This window comes from Bifidobacterium sp. ESL0745 (genome assembly GCF_029433335.1).
Taxonomy (GTDB): Bacteria; Actinomycetota; Actinomycetes; order Actinomycetales; family Bifidobacteriaceae; genus Bifidobacterium.
Genome location: NZ_JAQTHX010000007.1, coordinates 1 through 2,672, shown reverse-complemented (window position 1 = coordinate 2,672; position 2,672 = coordinate 1). Strand labels below are relative to the sequence as shown.

The 2,672-nt window shown below is 43.8% G+C and carries 5 protein-coding genes; 4 read left to right on the top strand and 1 reads right to left on the bottom strand.

What is annotated here, in order from left to right:
• Positions 1–114: 114 nt before the first annotated feature.
• Positions 115–360, bottom strand: a complete 246-nt coding sequence (locus PT275_RS09150) for a hypothetical protein (protein ID WP_277154085.1) — start codon at positions 358–360, stop codon at positions 115–117.
• Between the two features lie 129 nt (positions 361–489).
• On the opposite strand from PT275_RS09150, the gene PT275_RS09145 reads away from it, so the two are divergent.
• The 4 genes from PT275_RS09145 (at position 490) to PT275_RS09130 (ending at position 2,173) form a co-directional block, all read left to right on the top strand.
• Complete coding sequence (locus tag PT275_RS09145) at positions 490–753, top strand: type II toxin-antitoxin system Phd/YefM family antitoxin (RefSeq protein ID WP_277154084.1); 264 nt, start codon at positions 490–492, stop codon at positions 751–753.
• Positions 750–1,013: a Txe/YoeB family addiction module toxin gene (locus tag PT275_RS09140; protein WP_277154083.1), complete on the top strand. Its 264-nt coding sequence runs from the start codon at positions 750–752 to the stop codon at positions 1,011–1,013. Before PT275_RS09145 ends, PT275_RS09140 begins: the two co-directional genes overlap by 4 nt.
• A gap of 569 nt (positions 1,014–1,582) precedes the next feature.
• Positions 1,583–1,846 (top strand): type II toxin-antitoxin system RelB/DinJ family antitoxin, encoded by a 264-nt coding sequence (locus tag PT275_RS09135; RefSeq protein ID WP_277154082.1) that lies wholly within the window; start codon positions 1,583–1,585, stop codon positions 1,844–1,846.
• Positions 1,847–1,876: 30 nt separating this feature from the next.
• Positions 1,877–2,173, top strand: a complete 297-nt coding sequence (locus PT275_RS09130; RefSeq protein WP_277154081.1) for a type II toxin-antitoxin system YafQ family toxin — start codon at positions 1,877–1,879, stop codon at positions 2,171–2,173.
• The last annotated feature ends 499 nt before the right edge of the window (positions 2,174–2,672 follow it).

Below are 2,672 nucleotides of genomic sequence, written 5' to 3'. Positions count from 1 at the left end.
ACGATGACGGCGGCATGAAACAGCTTCAGCCACCACAACACAAACACCGGACCCGGATCAAGCCGGACACCCCGGACCTAAGATCCTGAATTCCGTTCCCTCAGCACATGCCGATTACCACTCTGATGTCGGCTTCCCGTTTTCCAAAACCGTAAGTCGAGTTTCAAAGAATTCTATGATCGAGACCGTATCCAAAACCGCTTGCTCCACGGTGTTTTCCAAATCTTCATCGCCATCCTGATATCTGTGTATCTCATTCAACAAACCTGCGATGTAGGCATGTGTGTGAGGAGTATTCACATTGAGATTTTGCGATACCGTCAAAGCCTCTTCCAAATTTTCCAACTTCTTCTTTGACATTGTGGCCTTTCCTTTTTTCAACCAGCAACATTGCTTTGTATTTGTACTGAATATGTTACACTCAAGAATTAACGTACCTAAATAACGTACGTTAATAGTGAATAAGAAACCCATGGAAGGTGGCGGATTGTGGATACATATACACCGACGGCTGCAAGGAAGAACCTGTACCAGATTCTCAAGGATGTCAATGTCCAGCGCAAACCTGTGGTGATTTCCCCTGCCCGAGGCAGCAAGGACGAAGAAGCTGTAGTCGTCAATCGCGCAGATTGGAACTCGATTATGGAAACGCTGTACCTGGAAAATACAGGCGCACTTGCCACGGCTGAAAAGCGTCGTGCCGATGAGAGCGGGAGCACAGATATTGATGATATTGATTGGGATACGCTGTGACCTATCGCGTCATCATCAAAAACTCGGCCAAGTCCGATCTTAAAAAGCTCAAGCGTTCACATCTGAAGCAACCGTTCATGCAAGTAGTGGCGGATCTGAAGTCTGACCCGTACCAACTGACCCAATCATTCGAAAAATTGCAGCTGGCCAGCAGGGGGTTGTACTCACGCAGGATCAACAGCCAACATCGCGTGGTTTATGACATCAATGACGACACACAAACCGTCACGATTTATGCCGCCTGGAGTCATTACGAATAAAAGAAGAAAGAAAACAAAAAACTTAAAATAACTCGGTCAAGTTTCCTTTGAACGGGTTTTGTAGTGAATTTAGAATTTTGTTACTCTACATTTCGGTTGAAGCTTTACCGTTGAAGTTTCAGTTGATGCGTAAATGTAGTTTGAATCGGCGTCGCCGGTTTTAATAAGGACTCGTTTTCATCATCATAGTGGTTGATGCTTTGGGTTACGAATAAAGTTATTTTCAGAAAGTTCAATTAAGAAGTCATAATTAGAGCTGACCCGAAGGCAATCGAACATAATGTCCATTATCGGATTTCTATCGGTGGCCGGAATAACCGTTCGATACTTAGTAGCTGCCAATATTCTCATTAATCAAAAATTGAGTTGGATCACTTCGTTTTAAAGATATTAATACACACATCGGTTTAGGAATCGTGCAACTCTTGGTATTGCCGAATTTGGTTTGGCTTCAGCGGCCTATCTTGACTGGCTGGCCTATCTGATTTCATTGATAGAGCATTGTATGAACAACGTACGACAGTGTTCTATAATAAGAAATACATCAATGGCAGTAAGAGGTGATTGAGATGGCAACTGTTACGGTTCGCGTCGATGAACAGACAAAGAAGCTGGCATCGGCATTGGCGGAGGAATTTGGTTTTGACCTGTCTTCGGTAACCAGGGCATTTTATAAGCAGATGATTCGTGAACAGGCGATCCCTCTTAACCTGAGCCATGATTCCCCCAATAAGAAAACGGTCGATGCCGTCCACGAAGCCGATCAGTTGTTACGTTCTCAGGATGAGGGGTACACGAGCCCAGACGCAATGTTCAAGTCCCTTGGAATCTGAATCTTTGCGAAACGTAAAGGGAAGATATAGATGTTAACCGCTCACTACACTTCCGCATTCGCTAGAGATGTCAAGCGGATGCAACGCAAACACGAAGATGCAGTTGTCTCCGAAATGAAAAAGGTCATCAGACTGGTTCTGGAGAACACCAATGATTCCAAAGCTGTGTTGAGACGTCGTCATCGCGCTCACTATCTGACGGGAGATTGGTCGGGAGTCTTGGAATGCCATATCGGCAATAGCGCCGACAGATTGCTGATATGGCAGACGGCGGATGGGGCAGCAGTGTTTATCCGCGTGGGGAGTCATGATCAGCTATTCAAATGACGAATGAATTTGTTTGTGGCTCACTAGTGAATTGCTATATGAAATATCAGTGACAACAAAGATGAGCATTGAACTTGTAAGCAGCATGAATGATTTGTATACGAACTGTTATTGAAAAGCAATGGAGCAAAGGACTGATAGCGGATAAAGGTAATCTCAGTATGTATTCGGATCTGCATGTACTTAAGACACGCCGAAATATAAAAAGATTCAGTTTTTTCTAAAGTAGATTAGCCAATTTGATCGATAAATCAAGGTTGCAGCGAAAAATGGTATCAATTCCGACACGCCGAAGAAACGTTGAAATTTCAAGGAATATTGACCATTCGTTCAAACAGAACTTGCATATAGGGGCAACCCAGTGTAAGTTATCTACTTGCTGCCTGATGGCGACAACAAATCCCTGAGATTGGTTGAAATCATTGGTGTGGTGGTGGTTTGAGAACTCAAGAGTGTGTCTGTACTACTTTTTATTTGTAAAGCTTTTTTTGATTGCCAG